1 protein-coding gene is annotated in these 223 nt (G+C 64.6%); it reads left to right on the top strand.

Going from position 1 to position 223, the window contains the following annotated elements; translation table 11 throughout:
- Nucleotides 1–223 (top strand): AMP-binding protein (locus FJ658_RS15230; RefSeq protein ID WP_141146222.1); only part of this gene is annotated, 223 nt, incomplete at both ends.

Here is a 223-nt window from a genome sequence, read left to right as displayed (position 1 = left end):
GCGATCGACCTCGGCACCGAGGATCGCGTGCTCGCCGTGCTGCCCTTCTTCCACATCTACGGCATGACCGTGCTGCTGAATCTCGCCCTGCGCCAGCGGGCGACCCTCGTGACGATGCCGAAGTTCGATCTGGTCGAGTTCCTGACGAACATCCAGACGCATCGCTGCAGCTACCTCTTCATCGCCCCGCCGATCGCGGTGGCGCTCGCGAAGCATCCGATCG

It is taken from the genome of Schumannella sp. 10F1B-5-1, from assembly GCF_006517535.1.
In the GTDB taxonomy this organism is placed as follows: Bacteria; Actinomycetota; Actinomycetes; order Actinomycetales; family Microbacteriaceae; genus Schumannella.
This window is presented reverse-complemented; position numbering and strand designations above follow the sequence as displayed.